16 protein-coding genes, 2 tRNA genes and 1 pseudogene are annotated in these 18,932 nt (G+C 63.1%); 13 read left to right on the top strand and 6 right to left on the bottom strand.

Annotation, left to right across the window (positions count from 1 at the left end; all coding sequences use genetic code 11):
- Window position 1: 1 nt before the first annotated feature.
- Window positions 2–163 (bottom strand): annotated as a pseudogene (gene nrdD / locus B5E65_RS16715) (anaerobic ribonucleoside-triphosphate reductase); the annotation flags it as partial.
- Between the two features lie 72 nt (window positions 164–235).
- Entirely contained in the window at window positions 236–2,527 is a 2,292-nt protein-coding gene (locus tag B5E65_RS07640; protein ID WP_087171177.1) for an anaerobic ribonucleoside triphosphate reductase, read from the bottom strand.
- A gap of 258 nt (window positions 2,528–2,785) precedes the next feature.
- On the opposite strand from B5E65_RS07640, the gene B5E65_RS07635 reads away from it, so the two are divergent.
- Window positions 2,786–3,337 (top strand): M48 family metallopeptidase, encoded by a 552-nt coding sequence (locus B5E65_RS07635; RefSeq protein WP_087171176.1) that lies wholly within the window; start codon window positions 2,786–2,788, stop codon window positions 3,335–3,337.
- Window positions 3,338–3,374: 37 nt separating this feature from the next.
- Window positions 3,375–4,802, top strand: coding sequence for a lipopolysaccharide biosynthesis protein (locus B5E65_RS07630; RefSeq protein ID WP_087171175.1), 1,428 nt, complete (start codon window positions 3,375–3,377; stop codon window positions 4,800–4,802).
- A 74-nt stretch (window positions 4,803–4,876) separates the two neighbouring features.
- Here the strand turns inward: B5E65_RS07630 and B5E65_RS07625 are convergent, their stop codons facing one another.
- Together B5E65_RS07625 and B5E65_RS07620 are read right to left on the bottom strand one after the other, a co-directional pair.
- The gene (locus B5E65_RS07625; protein ID WP_087171174.1) at window positions 4,877–5,752 is read right to left on the bottom strand and encodes a ComEC/Rec2 family competence protein; all 876 of its coding nucleotides are present in this window, start codon (window positions 5,750–5,752) and stop codon (window positions 4,877–4,879) included.
- A 145-nt stretch (window positions 5,753–5,897) separates the two neighbouring features.
- Entirely contained in the window at window positions 5,898–7,376 is a 1,479-nt protein-coding gene (locus tag B5E65_RS07620; protein ID WP_087171173.1) for a DUF1846 domain-containing protein, read from the bottom strand.
- Between the two features lie 220 nt (window positions 7,377–7,596).
- Between B5E65_RS07620 and B5E65_RS07615 the strand changes: the two genes are divergently transcribed.
- Window positions 7,597–7,673, top strand: a tRNA-Val gene (locus B5E65_RS07615).
- Between the two features lie 160 nt (window positions 7,674–7,833).
- Window positions 7,834–8,205, top strand: coding sequence for an RNA polymerase sigma factor (locus B5E65_RS07610; RefSeq protein ID WP_087171172.1), 372 nt, complete (start codon window positions 7,834–7,836; stop codon window positions 8,203–8,205).
- A gap of 104 nt (window positions 8,206–8,309) precedes the next feature.
- Here B5E65_RS07610 and B5E65_RS07605 read toward each other — a convergent pair whose 3' ends face one another.
- Window positions 8,310–9,383, bottom strand: coding sequence for a hypothetical protein (locus B5E65_RS07605; RefSeq protein WP_087171171.1), 1,074 nt, complete (start codon window positions 9,381–9,383; stop codon window positions 8,310–8,312).
- Window positions 9,384–9,513: 130 nt separating this feature from the next.
- Window positions 9,514–10,467 carry a glycosyltransferase family 2 protein gene (locus B5E65_RS07600; RefSeq protein WP_087171170.1) on the bottom strand — a complete coding sequence of 318 codons (954 nt, stop codon included), beginning with the start codon at window positions 10,465–10,467 and terminating at the stop codon, window positions 9,514–9,516.
- A gap of 169 nt (window positions 10,468–10,636) precedes the next feature.
- Between B5E65_RS07600 and B5E65_RS07595 the strand changes: the two genes are divergently transcribed.
- The 9 genes from B5E65_RS07595 to B5E65_RS07555 all read left to right on the top strand — a co-directional run bounded on the left by B5E65_RS07595 (window position 10,637) and on the right by B5E65_RS07555 (window position 18,765).
- Window positions 10,637–11,347, top strand: coding sequence for a pseudouridine synthase (locus tag B5E65_RS07595; RefSeq protein WP_087171169.1), 711 nt, complete (start codon window positions 10,637–10,639; stop codon window positions 11,345–11,347).
- A 244-nt stretch (window positions 11,348–11,591) separates the two neighbouring features.
- Window positions 11,592–12,677, top strand: coding sequence for a PucR family transcriptional regulator (locus B5E65_RS07590; protein ID WP_087171168.1), 1,086 nt, complete (start codon window positions 11,592–11,594; stop codon window positions 12,675–12,677).
- Window positions 12,678–12,782: 105 nt separating this feature from the next.
- Window positions 12,783–13,502, top strand: a complete 720-nt coding sequence (gene ftsE / locus B5E65_RS07585; RefSeq protein WP_087171167.1) for a cell division ATP-binding protein FtsE — start codon at window positions 12,783–12,785, stop codon at window positions 13,500–13,502.
- Complete coding sequence (gene ftsX, locus B5E65_RS07580; protein ID WP_087171166.1) at window positions 13,499–14,407, top strand: permease-like cell division protein FtsX; 909 nt, start codon at window positions 13,499–13,501, stop codon at window positions 14,405–14,407. The genes ftsE and ftsX overlap by 4 nt, the downstream gene beginning before the upstream one ends.
- Window positions 14,408–14,446: 39 nt before the next feature.
- Window positions 14,447–15,610 carry a murein hydrolase activator EnvC family protein gene (locus B5E65_RS07575; RefSeq protein WP_087171165.1) on the top strand — a complete coding sequence of 388 codons (1,164 nt, stop codon included), beginning with the start codon at window positions 14,447–14,449 and terminating at the stop codon, window positions 15,608–15,610.
- A 146-nt stretch (window positions 15,611–15,756) separates the two neighbouring features.
- Window positions 15,757–17,127, top strand: a complete 1,371-nt coding sequence (locus tag B5E65_RS07570; RefSeq protein WP_087171164.1) for a S41 family peptidase — start codon at window positions 15,757–15,759, stop codon at window positions 17,125–17,127.
- Entirely contained in the window at window positions 17,124–17,996 is an 873-nt protein-coding gene (gene rsmA, locus B5E65_RS07565; protein WP_087171163.1) for a 16S rRNA (adenine(1518)-N(6)/adenine(1519)-N(6))-dimethyltransferase RsmA, read from the top strand. Before B5E65_RS07570 ends, rsmA begins: the two co-directional genes overlap by 4 nt.
- Before the next feature lie 163 nt (window positions 17,997–18,159).
- On the top strand, window positions 18,160–18,636 hold the full coding sequence (locus B5E65_RS07560; protein WP_087171162.1) for a hypothetical protein: 477 nt from the start codon (window positions 18,160–18,162) through the stop codon (window positions 18,634–18,636).
- 53 nt (window positions 18,637–18,689) lie between these two features.
- Window positions 18,690–18,765: transfer RNA gene (locus tag B5E65_RS07555), tRNA-Thr, on the top strand.
- Window positions 18,766–18,932: the final 167 nt, after the last annotated feature.

The following is an 18,932-nucleotide window of genomic DNA, read 5'->3' as shown; positions in this document are numbered from 1 at the left end:
CTTACAGATGCTTCACGCGGTCGCGCTCTTCCGCCTTCTTGGCGTCGTTCCACTTGTCCATGGTGCCCACCAGGTACCCGGTGATCCGGCGGATCCGCTCAAAGGGCACGTCCTTGCCCACGACCGACTGTTTTTGCATTGCAGACATTTTCTTTTCCTCCTCACAGGTATGATTCGTTTTCTTCCCGCTTAGTATAGCAGGGGAACAGGTAAAAGGATGTTGCGGCGGCAACCCTTATTCGCAGCCGCAGAAGGTGGGCACGGTGGGGAACTTCTTGCGCAGTTCCGCCAGCTTCTCCGGGGAGAGCGCTTCGCCGCTGCGGCGGCCGCACCGGGGGCACACGTCCCCGATCACGCCCACATAGCCGCACACCGGGTCCCGGTCCACCGGGTGGTTGATGCTGCCGTAACCCACGCCCGCGTCGTGCATGCAGCGCACCACGCTCTCAAAGGCTTCCAGGTTGTGGGCGGTGTCGCCGTCCAGCTCCACGTAGCTGATGTGGCCCGCGTTGGTCAGGGCATGGTAGGGGGCTTCCTTCTGGATCTTGTCGTAGGCCGAGATGGGATACCACACCGGAATATGGAAACTGTTGGTGTAGTATTCCCGGTCGGTCACGCCCGGAATGGTGCCGTACCGCTTCTGATCCATCCGGGTGAACCGGCCGGAAAGGCCCTCCGCCGGGGTGGCCAGCAGGGTGAAGTTCATCTTCATGGCCTGGCTCTTGTCGTCGCAGAACTGGCGCATATGGCCCACGATCTCCAGGCCCTTTTTCTGCATCTCGTCGCTCTCGCCGTGGTGGTGGCCGTAGAGGGCGGTCAGGGTCTCGGCCAGGCCGATAAAGCCGATGGACAGGGTGCCGTGCTTCAGCACCTCCCGCACCTCATCGGTGGGGCCCAGCTTGTCGCTGTCCAGCCAGACGCCCTGCCCCATCAGGAACGGGTAGTTGTACACCCGCTTGGCCGCCTGGATCTCATACCGGTCCAGCAGCTGCTTGGCCACCAGCTCCAGCTTTTCGTCCAGCATCTCGTAGAACTTGGCCTCGTCCCCGTGGGCCTCGATGGCCAGACGGGGCAGGTTGATGGAGGTGAAACTCAGGTTGCCGCGGCTGTAGGCGATCTGACGCTCCGGATCATAGACATTGCCCATCACGCGGGTACGGCAGCCCATGGTGGCCACCTCGGTTTCCGGATGGCCGGGCTTGTAGTACTGCAGGTTGAAGGGCGCGTCCAGGAACACGTAGTTCGGGAACAGCCGCTTGGCGCTGACCTTCATGCTCAGCTGGAACAGATCGTAGTTGGGATCGCCCTCGTTGTAGTTGACCCCTTCCTTTACCTTGAAGATGTGGATGGGGAAGATGGGGGTCTCGCCAAAGCCCAGGCCGGCGTCCTCGGCCATCAGGATGTTCCGGATGACCATGCGGCCCTCGGGGCTGGTGTCGGTGCCGTAGTTGATGCTGCTGAAGGGGGTCTGGGCGCCGGCGCGGCTGTGCATGGTGTTCAGGTTATGCACAAAGCCTTCCATGGCCTGGTAGGTCTCCCGGTCGGTCTGCTTCCAGGCACGGCGGCGGGCGGTGGCCACCAGACGGGTGGAGGTCTCGCTGTCCAGACGGGTGGCGCGGGCCAGAGCCTCGGCCACGATGCGGTCAAACTCCGTCTCGCTGTCGCCCTCACCCAGGCGGGCCCCATGGCCGGTGGCCTGGGCGGCCTCGGTCACGGCGGCGCGGGCGGCGGCGCTCTCGTCTTCGGTGTTCAGGATATCCTCCATGCTCTCGGCCAGCTTGGCGGCGTAGGCGCGGGCAAAGGTCTTGGCAACGCCCTCGGCCATGCCGTAGTCAAAGTTCGGGATGCTCTGGCCGCCGTGCTGGTCGTTCTGGTTGGACTGGATCGCAATTGCCGCCAGCGCCGCATAGCTGCCGATGCTCTTGGGTTCCCGCAGGAAACCGTGCCCGGTGGAGAACCCGCCGTGGAACAGCCGCAGAATATCGATCTGGGTGCAGGTGGTGGTCAGGGAATAGAAATCGAAATCGTGGATGTGGATATCGCCCTCCCGGTGGGCCTTGGCCTGCTCCGGCGTGAGCAGATAGGCCGCGTTGTAGGACTTGGCACCCGCGGTGCCGATCTGCAGCATGCTGCCCATGGCGGTGTTGCCGTCGATGTTGGCGTTGTCGCGCTTCATATCGGACAGCCGGGCGTCCACGTTGGTGATCTCGTCGATGGTCTTCATCAGCTGGGAATTGGCTTCCCGGATGCGGGTACGGTTGGCCCGGTACAGGATATACCGCTTGGCCGCCTCGTCGTGGCCGCATTCCATGAGCTGCCGCTCCACCAGGTCCTGGATCTGCTCGATCCGGGGGGTGTTGGCACCGCATTCCAGCGCCAGTTCCCGCTCCACACGGTTGGCAACGCGGGCGGCCTCGGCGGCGTCCCCCTCGCCGGCGGCCTCCAGGGCTTTCAGGATGGCGGATGCGATCTTGCCTGCGTCGTACAGCACCACGCGGCCGTCACGCTTCATAATGCTCGTGATCATGACGTCTCTCCTTGCCTACGGTTTCGGTCCGTCTCCGGCACAGGAGCAGAACGAATCCATATATCTTGTGTTTTTTGCTAACGATTCATATTATGCCACCATATTTAGTACCCTGTCAAGGAACGGGGGTGCCAACATTTTGTGTGTATTTTTGGCGAAACTGTAGCACAGTGCCAAGAATGCGTGAGACGCCCGGGTGCGCGTTCCTTGTTTGCGCCGGGGAATTGTGGTACAATACACGGAAAAGGGGGCAGGCGGATGGCACAATCGGAAACACAGCACCGCACGGCCGGCGGGGTGGAGTACGAGCTGACCCGCAAACGGGTGCGCAACATCAACCTGCGGGTACGGGCGGACGGCACCGTGGCGGTGAGTGCCCCGGCCCGCACGCCGCTGGGCCGGGTGGACGAATTTGTGGCTGGCCGGGCCGGCTGGATCGCCGACGCCCGGCAGCGGCAGGCCCAGCGGGCCGCCGCCGAGGCCGCCCGCCCGGTGCCGGACAAGGCCGCTGCGCTGGCACTGTTTGAAGCGTCCAGCGCCCGGATCTGGCCGCTGTTTGCTGAGATCCGGCCCGCGCCGCCCGAAATCCGGGTGCGGGACATGCGCAGCCGGTGGGGTGTGTGCTGCCCGGCCAAAAACCGCATCACTCTGGCGCTGCGTTTGGCCGCCCGGGAGCCGGATCTGATCGACTATGTGATGCTGCACGAATACTGCCACTTTGTCTGGCCGGATCATCAGCCCCGTTTCTGGGCGCTGGTGGCCCGCTATATGCCGGACTGGAAAGAACGCCGGGCCCGTCTGCGGGGATGAGCGCCCGGGTATCCTATTTATAAAAGGAGGCTGCGCCGTGGCCGAGCAAGACCGATACAAAAAACTGGCGGGGAACACGGTGATCTTCGCCATCAGCAATTTTTCTTCCAAGCTGCTGAGCCTGTTTATCCAGCCCTTCCTGACCTACGCCATGAAGGAGGTACAGGAGGTGGGCGTCACCAAGCTGACCAGCCAGTGCGCCAACCTGCTGATCCCGCTGGTCAGCCTGGGCACCAGCTTTGCGGTGATCCGCTTCGGGCTGGACCGGGCCAACAACAAAAAGCAGGTGTTTACCAGCGGGCTGGTGACCATCCTGATGGGCTTTGTGCTCATGCTGCTGGCCTATCCCATCATCCGGCTGCTGCCGGTGTTCTCGGACTACGCGGCGCTGCTGTACGTGTATGTGCTGGTAAGCTGCCTGCGCACCCTCTGCACCCAGTTTGTGCGCAGCCGCCAGCTGAACCGGCTGGTGGCCATCGACGGCATCCTGTGCACCGGGGCCACCCTGCTGTTCTATGTGCTGTTCCTGGTGGTGAAGCCGCTGGGCGCCACCGGCTATCTGCTGGCCATCATCTGCGGCGACGGCTGCAGCACCCTGTTTGTTTTCTGCGCCGCGGGGCTGTGGCGGTATATTGATTTCCACCATTTCAACCAGCGGCTGTGGCGGGCCATGCTGCGGTACGCGCTGCCCATGATCCCCGCCCAGATCAGCTTCTGGATCATCAACGCCAGCGACCTGTTCTTTGTGGCGGGCATGATGGGGGACGAGGGCACCTACTGGTCGGGCCTTTTGGGCACCGGGTACTTCCTGCCCACCATCCTCACCACCCTGGGCACCATCTTCTACGAGGCCTGGCAGCTGTCGGCGGTGACCGAGCGCAGCCGCCGGGAAGCCTTCTTCAGCCGGGTGTTCGGGGTGTACCAGGCAGTGATGTTCTGCTGCGGGGCGGGCATTATCTGGCTGTGCCGGCCGCTGATGCTGATGTTCCGCTCCAACTTTTACGAGGCCTGGCAGTTTGTGCCGCTGCTGGCCATTGCCACCGTGTTCAGCTGCTTCAACCAGTTCCTGAACACCATCTACGTGGTGGAAAAGCGCAGCACCCTGAGTTTGTACACCATGCTGGCGGGCGCGCTGGCCAACTGCGTGATGAACTGGCTGATGATCCCGGTGATGGGCCCCAACGGGGCCACCGTGGCCAGCCTGCTGAGCTACGTGCTGGTGTTTGCGCTGCGGGCGGTGAACACCCGGGGCCTGCTGCGGGTGGATTTCAGCCTGCTGCGGATGTCCGCCAACACCCTGCTGCTGCTGGTGGAGGCCGCCGTGATGCTGGCCCAGCCGGTAGGCTGGCCGGTCTGGACCACCCTGCTGACCGGTATCGTAATTCTGTTCAACTTCAAGGGCGTGTGGAGCCTGACCAAACTGATGGGCCTGCGGCTGCCGGGGCAGCGGCGGCACGCACGGTGATCTGTGTACCATAAGCGGAAAACGCCGCCCGGCGGTCCTTTGAGGACCGCCGGGCGGCGTTTGGCTATTGGGGATTATTTCTCCGCCTGGGTTATGGTCAGTTCGTCCAGGCCGTTGCTGGTGAAGGTCAGGTCGCCGTCGGCGGTGCAGTACAGGTCCCGCAGCTTCAGGTCCTCCATGCCGTTCAGCAGGGTGAGCAGCTCTTCACTGGGGGCCTTTGCGCCGGTGAGCACCGCCGCCTGGGGATCCACCGCCCGCAGGAACGCCTCGGTGTTTTCATGAACCGCGCCCTGCTCCGGCAGTACCAGCACCGTGTGGCTCAGGGGTAACTGGGCCATCAGCTCGCCCAGGCGCTGCTCGCCTGCGTCGCCGGGAAACAGGAAGGAAAATACCCCGTGTTCCAGGCTGGCCGCCAGGGAATAGTCCCCCTCGGTGGCCTCGTAATGGCCCTGCAGCGGCCGCTCCAGGGTAAGCTGGGCGTCCCCCAGGGTCAGGGTATCCCCCTTTTCGTCCGGCAGCTGTACCGGGATGCCCGCGTCCTCAATGGCCTGCAGCAGGCGGCGATAGTCGCCCTGGCTGTCGGCGGGCGGGTCGTAGTCCGGCGCGTAGACCGCTTCGGTGGGGATGCTGCGCAGCACCTGGGCCGCGCCGCCCATCCGCAGCGGCGAGAAATAGCTGAGCACCAGCGCATCCAGCCGGGTGACCTGACGGTCCTCCAGCTCCTGCAGCAGGGCGGGGGCGTCGTCGGCGCTGCCTTCGTCGATCAGCACCGCGTGGTCGCCGCACTGGATCAGCGCCGCCTGGCCGTTTTCCAGCGAGAAGCAGGTGACCTGCAGCTCGCCCAGTTCCTGGTTGGAGGGGCTCTGCCCCCGGGAACCGATCAGCACAGCGGCCCCCGCCATCAGCAGGATACAGATAAACAGGCTCACATGGCGCATGGTATGGCGCACAACGCACCCCTCCTTTGTCCCGGCGGGCCGGGTGTAACATGGTGCTATTATACCATACGCGGCTTGTACAAACCAGCCCTGCGGCATTTTTCGGCCAAAGGCGGCAAACAAAAACAGCACGGGCCGCAGCCCGTGCCGTTTGGGTTTAGAAATACAGGTCCTTGCTGGGGTAGACCGGCTCCATGGTCAGGCGCAGGCCCAGCTTGCGCAGGGTGCCCTCGTCGCCGGAATGCAGCATCTGGCTGGAGTGCATGTCGCAGTCCCGCAGCAGAGGCAGCGCGGCCATGGCCTTGGCGGCCACGGGGTCATCGGCGGCGGTCACCGCCAGGCCGGCCAGGGTGTCGTCCACCTTCAGCACGCTGGAACGGCTGCCCAGGATGTCGATCTTCATCCGCAGGATGGGCTCCAGCACCTCGGGACGGATCAGGGTGATGTCCTGGATGCCGGCAATGGCCTTGATGCTGTTCAGCACGGTGGCGCTGCAGGCGCTCATCAGATTGCTGGCACGGCCGGTCACGATCCGGCCGTCCGGCAGGCGGATGGCGGCGGCGGGCTGGTGGGTCTCGTCCCGGCGCTTCAGGGCCGGGGCCACCACCGCCCGGTCGGTGGGCTGCAGGCCCAGCTGCTGCAGAATATTCTCGATCTTGTGCAGGGACGCCTCGCTGGCCTTGCCCTGCTTGCAGTCGCAGGCGGCCTTGTAGTACCGGCGCAGGATCTCCTCGCAGGCGGCGGTGCGCACCACCTCGTCGTCAAAGATCGCGTAGCCGGCCATGTTCACACCCATGTCGGTGGGGCTGCGGTAGAACTCCTTGTTGCCGGTGATCCGCTCCAGGATGGTCTGCACGATGGGGAAGGCTTCCACGTCCCGGTTGTAGTTGACGGTGGTCTTGCCGTAGGCCTCCAGGTGGAACGGGTCGATCATGTTCACGTCGTTCAGATCGGCGGTGGCGGCCTCATAGGCCAGGTTCACCGGGTGCTTGAGCGGCAGGTTCCAGATGGGGAAGGTCTCAAACTTGGCGTAGCCCGCCATCACGCCCCGGCGGTACTCGTGGTACACCTGGCTCAGGCAGGTGGCCAGCTTGCCGCTGCCCGGGCCGGGCGCGGTGACCACCACCAGCGGCTTGGTGGTTTCAATATAGGGATTGGAGCCGTAGCCCGCGTCGCTGCAGATGTGCTCCACCGCGGCCGGATAGCCGGCGATGGGCCGGTGGATGTAGTTGCGCACCCCGCGGCTGGTAAGCTTCTTGGCAAAGGCGTCGGCGGCGGGCTGGCCGGTGTACTGGGTGATGACCACGCTGTTCACCGAGATGCCGGTCTCGGTGATGTCGTCGATCAGGCGCAGCACTTCCATGTCGTAGCTGATGCCCAGGTCCGCCCGGATCTTGGTCTTCTCAATGTCCCCGGCCGAGATGGCAAAGATGATCTCCGCCTGGTCCTTCATGGCCTGCAGTAGCCGGATCTTGCCGTCGGCGTGGAACCCGGGCAGCACCCGGGCGGCGTGGTAGTCGTCAAACAGCTTGCCGCCAAACTCCAGATACAGCTTGCCGGAAAACTGGGCAATCCGCTCGCGGATTTTCTCGGTCTGCTTCTGTACATATAAATTGTTGTCGAACCCGATTTCCATAAACGTTCCCCCAACTCAATACAAACAATCCGCGGCCCGGCGGCCGCACATAACCGCCTACTAGCGTATCACATTCCGGGCGGCGGGGCAAGCGTCCCGGCAAAAAATCCGGCGAACCGCATCAAAAAGCCGCAAAACCGGCCCGGACAACCCGTTTTGAAAAAATATAAAAAAGGGGTTGCATTTTGCAAAAAGCCGTGCTATAATAATGCCTGTTCCCGGAGGATTAGCTCAGCTGGTTAGAGTGCCTGCATCACACGCAGGAAGTCTGGGGTTCGAGTCCCTAATTCTCCACCAGTCCCGATCGCATTGCGATCGGGATTTTTTTGTGCGGCGGCCCGGCGGGGCTGCCGCTTTTTTTCATGTTCTGAAAAAATTTGCAGAATTTTTTGCCGGCGGTGTAGTATCCGGCGCGAAAAACGCAGTATAGGGGTGAAGCCGGAAAGGAGGCGGTACGATGAAAGAGGACGAGGCGATTCTGGATTTGCTGTTCGCCCGGTCGGAGCAGGGCATCCGGGAACTGGACGGAAAATACGGTCCGGTGCTGCGCGGGATCTCCCGCAACATCCTGAACAATCCGCAGGATGCGGAGGAATGTGTCAACGACGCCTATCTGGGCGCCTGGAACGCGATCCCGCCCGCCCGGCCGGACCCGCTGCTGGCCTATCTGTGCCGGGTGGTGCGCAACATCTCCCTGCACGCCTATTATAAAAAGAAGGCGGTCAAGCGCGGCAGCGAGTATACGGTGGCCATGGAGGAGATCGAGGCTTGTCTGGCGGGCAGCGAAACGGTGGAGGGGGAAGAGCTGGTCCGGCAGATCGGGCAATAAAAAACGCCGCGGGCGGCTGCCGGGTAAGGCGGCCGTCTGCGGCGTCCAAAAAGAAAACGGCATGGCCGAAGCCATGCCGTTTTGTTGCATGCTGCATCAGGCGATCAGGCCACGGTGGCGGCAGCCACAGCGGCGGCCACAAAGGCGGAAGCGCCCACGGTGCAGCCGGCAGCCAGGTCAGCGTCAACGGCCTTGCCGTCCTCGCCCACGCCGGCAGCGATCTCGTCGGCGGTCTTGCCTACGGTCCAGGCAGCGAAGGCGTCAGCCTGCTCGAACCACTCCTTGCCGATGCCGGAAGCGCCTACCATGCCGTAGTCAGCACCCAGCTCCTGCTTGGTGGTGGGGGCGGCCAGGTCGCTGGTCACAACGCCGGTGGCGTCAAAGGTGATCTTGGCTTCGACCACGTCCAGAGCGGAAGCGGTCACAACGCCCTCGGCGTTCAGGGCCACGGCGCTGACGGTCACGTCAGCCTGCGCGGCGCCGTCCTTGCCGTCGGCAGCGTCCTTGCTGCTGGAGGCATCGGCCACCATGGCCAGACGGACGGTGTCGGTCTCGGAAGCGGTGCAGTCCTTGGCGTTGGCAATAGCCTTGTCCATGGCCTCCACAAAGGCGGAAGCGCCCACGGTGCAGCCGGCAGCCAGGTCGGCGTCGGTAGCCTTGCCGTCCTCGCCTACGCCGGCGGCGATCTCTTCAGCGGTCTTGCCCACGGCCCAGGCGGCGAAGGCGTCGGCCTGCTCGTTCCACTCCTTGCCGATGCCGGAAGCGCCCACCATGCCGTAGTCGGCGCCCAGAGCCTGCTTGGAGGCGAACTCGGTGCCCTCGGCGATGTTCATGGCGCCCTCAGCGGTGAAGGGCATGGAAGCATCCATCACGTCGATGTAGCAGGACAGAACCTTGCCCTCAGCGTCCAGCAGAACGCCGGCGGCGGTCACGGCGGCCTCGCCCTTGCCGTCCTTGTCGGCGGTGGCGTCGGTGCCGCTCAGCTCGGTGACCAGGCCCAGGCCGAACTTCAGGCCGGTGCCGGAAGCGGTGCTTTCGGAAGCGGGCTCAGAAGCGGAAGAGCTTTCCGGAGCGGAGCTGTCCACAGCAGCGGAGGAAGAACCGCTGTTGGAGCCGCAGCCGGCCAGCAAAGTGGCCAGCAGAGCGCCGGCCGCAAGAATAGAAACAAACTTTTTCATGGTAATGCTCCTTTCGCGTAAAAAACCGGAGAAGTACATTCTCCGGAAGGACGTCCGGAAACGGACGCGAATCTAGCATACCACAATAATTTTGTCAAAAGTGTGGCAGAAAATCGAAAAAATGAGAAATTCAGCGGATGGACTGGTTTTCTTCGGTTTCCTTCACCACATACAGGGGACGATGCTTGACCTCCAGGTAGGTTTTGGCCAGGTATTCGCCCAGGATGCCGGTGCAGAACAGCTGCACCCCGCTGCACAGCAGAATAATGCAGGTCATGCTCTGCCAGCCGGCCACCGGGTCCTGCCAGCCCAGAGCGTACCGGATCAGGATGAACAGGATGCCCACAAAAGCCGCCAGGCAGAACAGAACACCCACCAGCGCCGCAATCGCCAGCGGCGCGGTGGAAAAGCCCACGATGCCCTCGATGGAATAGAGGAACAGTTTCCAGAAATTCCATTTGGTCTGGCCGGCCACGCGCTCCACGTTCTCGTACTCGAACCATTTGGTGCGGAAGCCCACCCAGCCGAAGATGCCCTTGGAGAACCGGTTGTACTCGGTCACCTGCAGCACCGCGTCCACCATCGGGCGGCTCATGAGCCGGAAATCCCGGGCGCCGTCCACGATCTCGGTCTTGCTCATCTTGTTGATGATCCGGTAGAACATCCGGGCAAAAAAGCTGCGGATGGGCGGTTCGCCCTTGCGGGTGGTGCGCCGGGTGGCGGCGCAGTCGTATTCGCCGGAAAGCAGCGTGTCCAGCATGGCGGGCAGCAGGCTGGGCGGGTCCTGCAGGTCTGCGTCCAGCATGGCCACATAGTCGCCCTTGGCGGCCTTGAGCCCTGCGTAGATGCCGGCTTCCTTGCCGAAGTTGCGGCTGAAACTCACGTACCGCACCCGCGCATCGTCCTCGTGCAGCCGGCGGGCCACCGTCAGGGTGCCGTCCTTGGAGCCGTCGTCCACAAAAATGAACTCAAAGTCCGCCCCGTGGCTGGCCTTCATCTCGCCGGCTACCCGGGCAGCTTCCTTATAGAAAAGGGGAAGGGATTCTTCTTCGTTATAACAGGGAACGACCAGGCTGATCAGCATGGAGGTCACCGCCTTTCGATTTGGAAAAGATAACCGGCACGCCGCCGGTGTGCCTCTATTATACTAAAGGAAAAGAGAGGGCGCAAGGGCTGCCGCCCTGCCTCGGCTTTTCCCGCGGGGCGGAATATGGTATACTAGCCGCAAGTACAGATGAAAGGGTGAATAGCCCATGCGGCTGGATAAATTTTTGAGCGGGGCGCTGCAGATTCCCCGCAGCGCGGCCCGCAGCCTGGCGGGCAGCGGACGGGTGACGGTGGACGGGCAGGTGTGCCGCAAGGCGGACACCCCGGTGCCGGAGGGGGCCGCGGTGGCGCTGGACGGCGCCCCGCTGACCCGGGAGGAACATGTGTACCTGATGCTCAACAAACCCGACGGGGTGGTGAGCGCCAGCGAGGACGGCCGGGACACCACCGTGGTGGACCTGGTGCGGGACGCCTATCCCCGGCGGGAGCTGTTCCCGGCCGGGCGGCTGGACAAGACCAGCACCGGCTTTGTGCTGCTGACCGATGACGGGCCCTTTGCCCACCGGCTGCTGGCCCCCCGCCGCCATGTGCCCAAGACCTACCGGGTGGGGCTGGACGGCCCGGTGACCAATGAGATGGTGGAGGGATTCGCCGCCGGGGTGACCCTGGCGGACGGCCAGACCCTGCACCCCGCCCGGCTGCAGCCGGACCCGGCCGACCCCTGCGCCGCCACGGTGGTGCTGACCCAGGGGGTGTACCACCAGATCAAGCGGATGTTCGGGGTGTACGGCCTGGGGGTGAACACCCTGCACCGCACCGCCATCGGCCCGGTGGCGCTGGACGCGGCCCTGGAACCGGGGCAATGGCGGCCGCTGACCGAGGCGGAGCGGCAGGCGCTGTTCAGCCCGGTGCGATAAAATCTGAGAAATTGCCGCCGTTTTCAAAAAATGAACACATTTTTCTGGTACGGTAAGGGCGGAAATGACCGGAATTTTGCCAGATTCTTCAACTTACACAGACAAAAGCATCTTTTTTTACTGAAAGTTGTTGCAAAAGTAGATTCCGTTGTGTAAGATATACAGTGAAGCCGTGATAAATTGTCTAAAATCACAAGGCGCACTGTGGAAAACGAATGCGATAGCGAAAAGGAGATACAGGATTATGGCAAACCGGGTATTTCAGAGTGTCGTATACCAGATGAAGGACGCCATCGACCGAATTGTGGCCGTGGTGGATGAGACCGGCACGGTGATCTCCTGCTCGGAGCTCAGCATGATCGGCGAGGTGCGCGAGGGCTATGTGGCCGAACACCTGAGCGCCGGCGAGAGCTTCGTCAAGGACGGGTATACCTATCATCAGTTCAGCTCTTCCAAGCACAACGACTATGCGGTCTGCGTGGAGGGCACCGACGAGGCCGCGGGGCAGTTCGCCAGCCTGCTGGCCATCAGCCTGCAGAGCATCAAGCAGTACCACGACGAGAAGTTTGACAAGGCCAACTTCATCAAGAACGTGGTGCTGGACAACATCCTGCCCGGCGACATCTACGCCAAGGCCCGTGAGCTGCATTTTGTGGCCGACGTGTCCCGCGTGGTGCTGCTGATCCGGGTCACCAGCGGCAACGACATCTCCGCCTACGACGTGGTGAGCGGCCTGTTCCCGGACAAGCAGAAGGACTTTGTCTTCAACATCAGCGAAAACGACACCGTGCTGGTCAAGGAGATCCGCCGCGGCATCGACCAGCGGGATATCGAAAAGCTGGCCGCCAGCATCGTGGATACCCTCTCCGGCGAGCACTACATCAAGGCGGTTGTGGGTATCGGCACCCCCATCTCCAACGTAAAGGATCTGGCCACCAGCTTCAAGGAAGCCCAGATCGCCATGGAAGTGGGCAAGGTGTTCGACACCGAGCAGTCCATCATCAGCTACGACAACCTGGGCATCGCCCGCTTGATCTACCAGCTGCCCACCACCCTGTGTGAGATGTTCCTGAAAGAAGTCTTCAAGCAGGGCAGCATCGAGAGCCTGGATCAGGAGACCCTGTTCACCATCCAGCGCTTCTTTGAGAACAACCTGAACGTATCCGAGACCAGCCGCGGGCTGTTTGTGCACCGCAATACCCTGGTCTACCGGCTGGAAAAGATCAAAAAGCTCACCGGTCTGGATCTGCGGGAGTTCGACGACGCCATCGTATTCAAGGTGGCCCTGATGGTCAAAAAGTATCTCAGCGCCAACCCCGCCAAATATTGACGGGCCCCGGCCGGCCGCGCCACGGCCGGCTTTTTTACAGCGCCGGATGCGAAATCTGCCGCTTGCGGGCACAAACCGTCGGCCGCTTGCAATAAGGAGTCTGCCATGATCGTATTTGAAAATGTAACCAAGGTCTATCCGGGCGGCAACACCGCCCTGCAGGATCTGAGCCTGCATATCCATAAGGGCGAGTTTGTGTTTGTGCTGGGACATTCCGGCGCGGGCAAGTCCACCTTCCTCAAGCTGATCCTGCGGGAGGAAAAAGCCACCTCCGGCCGGGTGCTGGTGGGCGGCAAGGATCTGACCCGCCTCAAGGAGCGGGAGGTGCCTTATCTGCGCCGCAACATGGGGGTGGTGTTCCAGGATTTCCGGCTGATCCCCACCATGACCGCCTACGAGAATGTGGCCTTTGCCATGCGGGTGACCAACATCCCGGAAAAAAAGATCCGCACCCGTGTGCCCTATGTGCTCAAGCTGGTGGGCCTGGGCGAAAAGATGGACTGCCTGCCCGAACACATGAGCGGCGGCGAGCAGCAGCGCGTGGCCCTGGCCCGGGCGCTGGTGCACAGCCCGCAGCTGATCATTGCCGACGAGCCCACCGGCAACATCGACCCGGAACTGAGCCTGGAGATGATGGAGCTGCTCAGCGCCATCAACAGCGTGGGCATTACGGTGGTGGTGGTTACCCACGAGCATGAACTGGCCCGCCAGTTCAACAAGCGGGTCATCACCATCGACCATGGCCATCTGGTGGACGACACCGACCACGGGGCCGACCTACATAACAGCAAGGCCGAGGAGCCGGTAGGGGAGGTGCGCCTGTGAACTGGTCCAGTTTTAAGTATTTGGCCCGGCAGGGCCTGCACAGCCTGCGGGCAAACCGGCTGATGACCCTGGCCAGCATCGGCGTGCTGACCGCCTGCCTGGTACTGACCGGCATCGCCGGCCTGTTCGGCGCCAACATCAACAGCCTGGTGGCCTATCTGGGCGACCAGAACGAGACGGTGGTCTATCTGGATACGGACCTGACCGACGAACAGCTGGCCCAGGTGGACGAAGCCATCCGCAGCATGGAGGGCCTTGCCTCGGTGACCTACATGAGCAAGGACGCGGTGCTGGAGACCTACAAGGGCTACATGGGCGAATACGCCGACCTGTGGGACGGCTTTGAGGGCAGCGAAAACCCCTTCATGGCCAACTACCGTGTTGTGCTGGAAGACCTGGCCGACCTGGACGCCAAGGTGGCAGAACTGGAAGCCATTCCCGGCGTGTCCAAGGTCAACCCGCCCACCGAACTGGCGGGCGTGTTCCTGGGGGTTCAGAAAGCGGTGAACATCGCCGCCTGGAGCCTGGTGGGCGTGCTGGTGGTGGTCAGCGTGGTGGTGATCAGCAACACCATCCGTCTGACCGTGTTCAGCCGCCGCAAGGAGATCAACATCATGAAGTACGTGGGTGCCACCAACGGCTTCATCCGTCTGCCTTTCTTTGTGGAGGGCATGACCAGCGGCTTTATCTCCGGCTGCATCGCCTCCGCGGCGGTGCTGGGGGGCTATGCCCTGGTGCTGTACTTCTCCGACCGGCTGGAGGGCCTGTGGGAGACGGTCATCGGCGCCAGCCTGCTGCCCATGGGGCAGATCTGGTATTTTGTCGTGGGCGGCTTTTTGCTGTTCGGGGTGCTGATCGGCAGCCTGGGCACCGCCGTCTCGGTGCGCAAACACCTGAAAGTTTAATCACGCCGTGAATTCCCGGCCCGGGGGAGGGGCCTTGTCATGACGATGAATGAGCATCCCGTTGCCCGCCGCCTGCTGCAGGTGCTGGCTTTGCTGCTGGCACTGGCTTCGCTGCTGGTAGCTGTGTCGGCGGCGCCGGCCCATGCGGAGACCGCCGCCGAAAAGTACGAGCGGCTGCGCAAGGAACTGGAGGCCCAGAACCAACAGCTGGAAAGCATCGAAAAGGATCTGAAAAACGCCAAGAATACCCGCAGCGCCCTGCAGCAGCAGCAGACCATCCTGAAAGAACAGATCAACACCCTGGTGGCCGCCATCAATGAGGCCAACCTGGCGATTCAGGAAAAGCAGGCGGAGGTGGACGCCCAGCAGGCGGCCATCGACGAGCGCTGGGATGAGTTCCAGATGCAGATGCAGGCCATGCAGGTCATGCACGACGGCGGCGCGGTGGCCATGCTCTCCAGCGCCCAGAGCCTGTATGAGCTGCTGACCTTCTCCGACAGTCTGCAGCAGGTGAGCGAAAAGCAGAACCAGGTGCTGGAGGATATGCAGGCCGCCAAGGCGGAACTGGAAAGCCGCAAGGCGGAGCTGGAAGAGCAGAAAGCCAATCTGGAAACGGCCCAGGCGGAACTGGAGACCAAGCAGGGCCAGCTGTCCAGCAATATCCAGCAGCTGGATTCCACCATCAGCAAGGCCGAGGCCGACAAGCAGGCCCAGCAGGATGTGGTGGACGCCACCGAGGCCGCCTTTGAACAGGCCGAGCGGGAATACGAGCAGTGGATCAAGGAGAATTCCTCTTCCGGCAGCGGGCATATCTCCGACGCCGGCTGGATGTGGCCGCTGCCCGGCCAGAGCCGGATCACCACCTATTTTGGCGGCAACAACGGATTCTACTCCGGCCATGGCGCCATCGACGTGGCAGCCCCCAAGGGCACGCCGATTGTGGCGGCGCTGTCCGGTGTGGCCTATACCCAGAGCCTGCACTGGACCTACGGCAACATGGTCATGATCGACAGCGGCGACGGCGTGGTGACCATCTACGCCCATATGGATTCCCACGCGGTGAGCAACGGCCAGGCTGTGGTGCAGGGCCAGACCATCGGCTATGTGGGCAACACCGGCCGTTCCAGCGGCTACCACCTGCACTTTGAGGTGCGAATCAACAACGTAAAGCAGAACCCGCTCAATTATGTGAGCTACAGCTGACGGAAGGAGAGCCTATGAACAGCAAACGTTGGGTGCGCATTACCTGCCTGCTTCTGGCGGGGCTGATGCTGGCTACCCTGGTGGGCAGCATCGGCATGCAGCTGCTCTATTACATCTGATAACGCCCGAAGGGAGGACCCCGCGCCATGAATAAAAAAATTTCCGTGAGCGTGGCCATCACGGTGGCGCTCATCGCCATGACGGTGACCTTCTCGATCACCATGATCGTGGCCATGCAGATCTTTGACAACACCGTTACCTCGGTGAACGAAAAGCAGAGCATGTACAACAAGCTGGCCGAGATCGACAAGTATGTGCGCGCCAACGCCTACAACACCATCGACGACGCCACCCTGAACGACTACATTGCCTACGGCTATATGCTGGGCATCAACGACAAGAACGCCAAGTACTACACCGAGAAGGAGTACTCCGACCTGCTGGCCGTGCAGAACGGCAAGCTGCTGGGCATCGGCGTGGATCTGATCAAGGACACCGCCACCGGCTACGGCCGGGTGATCCGGGTGTACAGCGGTTCGCCCGCGGCCGAACTGGGCATTGAGGTGGGCAGCTACATCACCCGCATCGGCGAGACCGATACCAAGAACCTGACCAAGGACGGCATGCTGACCCGTCTGCGGGGCGAGGACGGCACCACCGTGACCATCACCTACCTGACCCGCGGCACCAGCGAGGAGAAAACGGTGGAGGTCACCCATGTGGGCTACACCACCCCCACCGTGGAGTACCAGACCCTGAACGACACCTACGGCTATGTGAAGATCACCCAGTTTGGTTCCACCACCGCCAGCGAGCTGGACTACGCGGTGAACCAGCTGACCGGCGCCGGGGTCACCGCGCTGGTGTTTGACCTGCGCGACAACGAGGGCGGCCTGCTGGACAGCGCCAACGAGTGCATCGACCTGCTGGTGGGCGAGGGCGTGATCGCCTACGCCGAGTACAGCGACGGCACCCGGGAGATCCTGGCCGAATCGGACGAGAACAAGGTGGACCTGCCCATGATCTGCCTGGTGAACGGCAACACCGCCAGCAGCGCCGAACTGTTTGCGGCCAGCCTGCGGGATATGGCCGGGGCCAAGCTGGTGGGCACAAAGACCTACGGCAAGGGCACCATCCAGGCCGCGCCCCAGCGCCTGAGCGACGGCAGCGCCGTTTCGGTGACGGTGGCCCGCCTGCTGACCGGCAAGGAAGAGTGCTTTGACGGCACCGGCCTGACCGTGGATCAGGAGGTTCAGCTGGCCGAGAACACCGTGATGTATGACTACGCCCTGGCCGAGGATGCCCAGGTGCTGCGCGCCGTGAGCGTGGCGGATACCCTGACCGGTGTGACCACCATGGAAGGCAGCAGCAACGCTGGCACCCAGACCGGCACCGACAGCAGCGCGGCCGGCGAGGACGGCAGCAGCGCCGCGGAGAGCACCGACGGCGAAACCGGCGAAACCGGTGACAGCGCGGCAGCGGAAGGCGGCGATTCCTCCGCCGACAGCGCCGCATGACGGGCGAACGCGCCCTGACCGATATTGCCTATGTGCGGGATCTGTGCGCACGGCACGGATTTACCCTGTCCAAGGGGTTCGGTCAGAACTTTATCGTGAACCCCGGCGTATGCCCCAAGATCGTGGAGGCCGCCGGCATCGGCCCGGAATGGGGCGTGCTGGAGGTGGGCCCCGGCATCGGAGTGCTCACCCGGGAACTGGCCCGGCGGGCGGCCCGGGTGGTGGCGGTGGAGGTGGACAACCGTCTGCCGCCGCTGCTGGCGGAAACGCTGGCGGGATATGACAATGTGGAAATTGTCATGCAGGATATACTGAAAGTTGATATTGCCGCCCTGATCCGGGAGAAGTTTGCCGGTATGCCGGTGGCGGTCTGCGCCAATCTGCCCTACTACATCACCAGCCCGATCCTGATGCGGCTGCTGGAGGAAAAACTGCCCATCCGGCAGATCACGGTCATGGTGCAGAAAGAGGCCGCCGAGCGGATCTGCGCCGCGCCGGGTACCCGGCAGGCGGGGGCCATCAGCTATGCGGTAGCCTACTACGCCAAGCCCCAGGTGCTGTTTTCGGTGCAGCCGGGCAGCTTTTATCCGCCGCCCAAGGTCACCAGCGCGGTGATCCGGCTGGAGGTACACCCCGAGCCGCCGGTGCCGGTGCCCGACGAGGCCGCGTATTTCCGGCTGGTACGGGCGGCGTTCGGCCAGCGGCGCAAGACCGCGGCCAACGCCATCAGCGCCGGATTGGGCCTGCCCAAGGCGCAGGTGACCGCCGCCATGGAGCAGGCGGGCCTGCCCGCCACGGCCCGGCCGGAACAGCTTACGCTGGAACAGTTCGCCGCGCTGAGCCGCGCCCTGGCACAACAGCCAAAATAATAGTGGTATAAAGAATGGAAGGCCCCCGGACACGATGTGTGCCGGGGGCTTTTGCGTGGGGGCGGCGGGGAAAGTTAAAGAAATCTTAAGAACAGGCCCGGGGCGGATTTAAGAAACCGGCGCTATACTGGCCCTATCGAAACAAATGAGGGGGCGGCACAAGATGCGCAACGGGGGAAAACAGGTAGTTTGGCTGCTGGGAACAGCCCTGGCGGCCTTTACGGCGGGCTGTCTGCTGCTGGCAGGCAGAGAGTGGGGCTGGGGTACCTCCGCGGTTCTGTTTGCCGCACCTGCCTGGTTGGCCGGGGCCCTGGCCCGTACCCGCCGGGGCAGCGTGCTGGCCGGTATGGCCGCCGGCCTGGGGGTATGGGCGGCGCTGGGCTGCCGGCCATTGCTTCTGGCCCCTGCGCTGGCCGCGGGCGGTGTGCTGGGTACGGCGGGCCTGCGCTGGCAGCTGGGCGGCCGGGACTGGCTGAGCCTGGCGGTCTGCATCGAGGGGGCAGCGGTACTGCTGCTGGGCGGCAGCCCGGCTATGGCGGCGGGCCGTGTGGCGGCAGGGCTGCTGCTGGCCATCCTGGCCGCCTGGACCCCGGTGGCCGAGCCAACAGCCGCCGCGCGGCAGCTGCCCGCAAAAGAATAAGGATTTGACCTTGCAAAACGCCGCCCGGTTTGCTATACTGGATGGGTAATCATGCTGGTGTAGCACAGCTGGTAGTGCAGCTGATTTGTAATCAGCAGGTCGGGGGTTCGAATCCGTCCACCAGCTCCAAAAACCGGCAGGCCCCAGACGGAGCCTGCCGGTTTTTCCTTTGCTGTGTTCCGGGGCCAGCTGACGGGACATGCCGATGATAAAACCAGAGAATCCGCCCGACGGCAGGTGCTGCCTGCTGCCGGGCGGTTTGTTTTTTGCGGCGGGGGTGCTATACTGATGAAAAA

The sequence above is a fragment of the Gemmiger sp. An120 genome (assembly GCF_002160955.1).
Taxonomy (GTDB): domain Bacteria; phylum Bacillota; class Clostridia; order Oscillospirales; family Ruminococcaceae; genus Gemmiger_A; species Gemmiger_A avium.
This window is presented reverse-complemented; position numbering and strand designations above follow the sequence as displayed.

What these genes read in the sequence shown, in the direction of transcription:
- B5E65_RS07640 (WP_087171177.1), bottom strand. Translation starts at nt 2,527, where the DNA reads ATGATCACGAGCATTATGAAGCGTGACGGCCGCGTGGTGCTGTACGAC.
- B5E65_RS07635 (WP_087171176.1), top strand. Translation starts at nt 2,786, where the DNA reads ATGGCACAATCGGAAACACAGCACCGCACGGCCGGCGGGGTGGAGTAC.
- B5E65_RS07620 (WP_087171173.1), bottom strand. Translation starts at nt 7,376, where the DNA reads ATGGAAATCGGGTTCGACAACAATTTATATGTACAGAAGCAGACCGAG.
- B5E65_RS07610 (WP_087171172.1), top strand. Translation starts at nt 7,834, where the DNA reads ATGAAAGAGGACGAGGCGATTCTGGATTTGCTGTTCGCCCGGTCGGAG.
- B5E65_RS07605 (WP_087171171.1), bottom strand. Translation starts at nt 9,383, where the DNA reads ATGAAAAAGTTTGTTTCTATTCTTGCGGCCGGCGCTCTGCTGGCCACT.
- B5E65_RS07600 (WP_087171170.1), bottom strand. Translation starts at nt 10,467, where the DNA reads ATGCTGATCAGCCTGGTCGTTCCCTGTTATAACGAAGAAGAATCCCTT.
- B5E65_RS07595 (WP_087171169.1), top strand. Translation starts at nt 10,637, where the DNA reads ATGCGGCTGGATAAATTTTTGAGCGGGGCGCTGCAGATTCCCCGCAGC.
- B5E65_RS07590 (WP_087171168.1), top strand. Translation starts at nt 11,592, where the DNA reads ATGGCAAACCGGGTATTTCAGAGTGTCGTATACCAGATGAAGGACGCC.
- ftsE (WP_087171167.1), top strand. Translation starts at nt 12,783, where the DNA reads ATGATCGTATTTGAAAATGTAACCAAGGTCTATCCGGGCGGCAACACC.
- B5E65_RS07575 (WP_087171165.1), top strand. Translation starts at nt 14,447, where the DNA reads ATGACGATGAATGAGCATCCCGTTGCCCGCCGCCTGCTGCAGGTGCTG.
- B5E65_RS07570 (WP_087171164.1), top strand. Translation starts at nt 15,757, where the DNA reads ATGAATAAAAAAATTTCCGTGAGCGTGGCCATCACGGTGGCGCTCATC.
- rsmA (WP_087171163.1), top strand. Translation starts at nt 17,124, where the DNA reads ATGACGGGCGAACGCGCCCTGACCGATATTGCCTATGTGCGGGATCTG.
- B5E65_RS07560 (WP_087171162.1), top strand. Translation starts at nt 18,160, where the DNA reads ATGCGCAACGGGGGAAAACAGGTAGTTTGGCTGCTGGGAACAGCCCTG.